Consider the following 2,885-nt stretch of genomic DNA (forward strand, 5'->3'; position numbering starts at 1 on the left):
CTGGTGGTGGATTACGGTTGGGTGACCATCATCGCCAAGCCCTTGTTCCATGTCATGACCTGGCTGCATGGGCTGCTGGGCAACTGGGGCTGGACCATCGTGGTGCTGACGCTGCTGATCAAGGCGTTGTTCTATCCCCTGTCGGCGGCCAGTTATCGTTCGATGGCGAAGATGAAGCAGGTGGCTCCGCGCATGCAGCACCTGAAGGAAAAATTCGGCGACGACAAGGCCAAGCTGAATGCCGCCATGATGGAAATGTATCGCACCGAGAAGATCAACCCGCTGGGCGGCTGCCTGCCGATGCTGGTGCAGATCCCGGTGTTCATCGCGCTGTACTGGGTGCTGCTGGGCAGTGTGGAAATGCGCGGCGCGCCTTGGATCCTGTGGGTGCATGACCTGTCGGTGCGCGACCCCTGGTTCATCCTGCCGGCCATCATGATGGCGACGATGTTCCTGCAGATCAAACTGAATCCCACGCCGCCTGATCCGACCCAGGCGAAGATCATGATGATCATGCCGCTGGTGTTCGGCGGGATGATGTTCATGTTCCCGGCCGGCCTGGTGCTGTACTGGTGCGTGAACAATATCGTGTCCATCATCCAGCAGCGCGTCATCATGCTGCGTCTGGACCGGGAAAAGGCGGCTTCGGCGTCCAGTTGATGCCAGGATCTGCGAGAGGCGCGGGGCATCAGACTGCCCGGGCGCCCCAGCCGGTGGTCCGGCCGTAGGCCGGACGTCCCGAGTCTGCCTCGTCCGCACGGGCGGCGGGCGAACTCGGCCTTCGGCCTCAGACACCCCCGCCGACTTCCCCCGTGCCCCTTCGTCAGCCCTCGGCACCGGCCGACCGGGCGCCCGGGCAGTCTGATGCCCCGCGCCTTTTGGGTGATATCGTCTCAAGTTTGTGTCTATGATGCAGGCTGCACCCGGGTGACCCACATGAGCGCTTTTTCCACTGAACCCATCATCGCCATCGCCACGGCGCCCGGCCGGGGTGGGATCGGTGTGATCCGGGTTTCCGGCCCCGGCCTGAAACCCTGGGCCGATGGGCTGTGCGCGGTGGACCTGCGCCCTCGCCATGCCCACTATCTGCCGTTTCGCGACCGCCATGGCGAGATCATGGACGAGGGCCTGGCGCTGTTCTTTCCCGGCCCGCATTCCTATACCGGCGAGGATGTGCTGGAATTGCAGGGCCACGGCGGGCCTGCCGTGTTGCGGCGCGTGCTGGAAGATTGCCTGGCACGGGGGGCGGACATCGGCCTGCGCCTGGCGCAGCCGGGTGAATTCACCCAGCGCGCTTTCCTGAACGACCGTCTGGACCTGGCCCAGGCCGAGGCCGTGGCCGATCTGATCGAGGCCAGTTCCACTGCGGCGGCGCGCAGCGCCATGGCATCCTTGTCGGGAGCTTTTTCCGCCGAGATCGGGGCGTTGAGCGAACGCATCGTCCAGTTGCGCATGCTGGTCGAGGCGACCCTGGATTTCCCGGAAGAGGAAATCGATTTCCTGGAAAAATACCAAGCTGCCGAACGTCTGGAGGCCGTGACGGCCACGCTGGACAGTGTCCTGCGCACGGCCCGGCAGGGGTTGGTGCTGCGCGAGGGGCTGCATGTGGTGCTGGCAGGCCAGCCCAACGTGGGCAAGTCCAGTCTGCTGAATGCGTTGGCGGGCGAGGACGTGGCCATTGTCACGCCCATTGCCGGCACCACGCGCGACCGGGTGGTGCAGCAGATCCATATCGACGGCATTCCCCTGCACATCGTGGATACGGCGGGCCTGCGTGAGACCGAGGATACGGTTGAACGCATCGGCATCGAACGCAGCTGGGCCGAGATCGCCCGCGCCCAGGTGATCCTGCACCTGCAGGATGCGCGCCACCCGGATGATCCGCTGGATGCGGCGATCGTGCGGCGCCTGCCGGCGCACGTGCCGGTGCTGCGCGTGTGGAACAAGATGGATTTGCTGGGACACGAAACGGTCCCTGCGGACCGTTTCGTGCCAAGCAAATCCGAGCCGCTTGCAAGCGGCGAGGTGGAGGGATCTTCCGTGTCAATAACGGTCCCTGCGGACCGTTTCGTGCCAAGCAAATCCGAGCCGCTTGCAAGCGGCGAGGTGGAGGGATCTTCCGTGTCAATAACGGTCCCTGCGGACCGTTTCGTGCCAGACGAAGCCCCGATACGCATCTCTGCCCATACCGGCGCTGGACTGGATGTCTTGCGTGCCCGGTTGCTGGCCATTGCCGGCTGGACCCCCGGCACGGAATCCCCCTGGCTGGCGCGTGAGCGGCACGTGCAGGCGCTGGAGGCGGCACGCGGGCATTTGCAGGCGGCTGCCGGGCATGCCGCGCACAGTGATCAGGTGCTGGATCTGTTCGCCGAGGAACTGCGCCTGGCGCACGAGGCGCTGTGCGGGATCACGGGGGAATTCACCAGCGATGATTTGCTGGGAGAGATTTTTTCCCGCTTCTGCATCGGCAAGTGATGTGGGGTCCAGGGACGTCCACTGACCGATACCGCGCTCAAGGCGCTCAAGCCCAGGGACAAGACCTATACGGTTACCGACGACCGGGGGCTGTATGTGGAGGTCTTCCCGACCGGGGGTGTCATCTGGCGCAAGAAGGAGCAAGGCTTCGACGCCGCTGCCGGCCAGGTGCGCGGCCTGCTCAAGCGCATGTTCGACTACGCACTGACCTGCGGCCTGATCCAGGCCAACCCGGTCATGGCCCTGCCGATGCGGCACGTCTACCGCGCCGCCGCCAATTCAAGATCGCCTTCCAACTGACCCTGATGACCCTGGTGCGCAAATCCGAGCTGATGCTGGCGCAGTGGAAGGATGTGCATGTGGACGAAGGCGAATGGCACATCCCGGTGGAAAACTCCAAGACCGGAAAG

2 protein-coding genes and 2 pseudogenes are annotated in these 2,885 nt (G+C 64.6%); all 4 read left to right on the forward strand.

All coding sequences use genetic code 11. The features are described 5' to 3' along the window. A partial coding sequence (gene yidC, locus RBR29_RS11700) for a membrane protein insertase YidC (RefSeq protein ID WP_320349466.1) occupies positions 1-660 on the forward strand: 660 nt, incomplete at its 5' end. Positions 661-951: 291 nt separating this feature from the next. Beyond that, positions 952-2,475, forward strand: a pseudogene (mnmE, locus tag RBR29_RS11705) (tRNA uridine-5-carboxymethylaminomethyl(34) synthesis GTPase MnmE); the annotation flags it as partial. Between the two features lie 21 nt (positions 2,476-2,496). Next, positions 2,497-2,562: pseudogene (locus tag RBR29_RS11950) on the forward strand (hypothetical protein); the annotation flags it as partial. Between the two features lie 9 nt (positions 2,563-2,571). Beyond that, positions 2,572-2,775: a hypothetical protein gene (locus RBR29_RS11710; protein ID WP_320349468.1), complete on the forward strand. Its 204-nt coding sequence runs from the start codon at positions 2,572-2,574 to the stop codon at positions 2,773-2,775. Positions 2,776-2,885: the final 110 nt, after the last annotated feature.

It is taken from the genome of Castellaniella sp., from assembly GCF_034007085.1.
Taxonomy (GTDB): domain Bacteria; phylum Pseudomonadota; class Gammaproteobacteria; order Burkholderiales; family Burkholderiaceae_B; genus Castellaniella.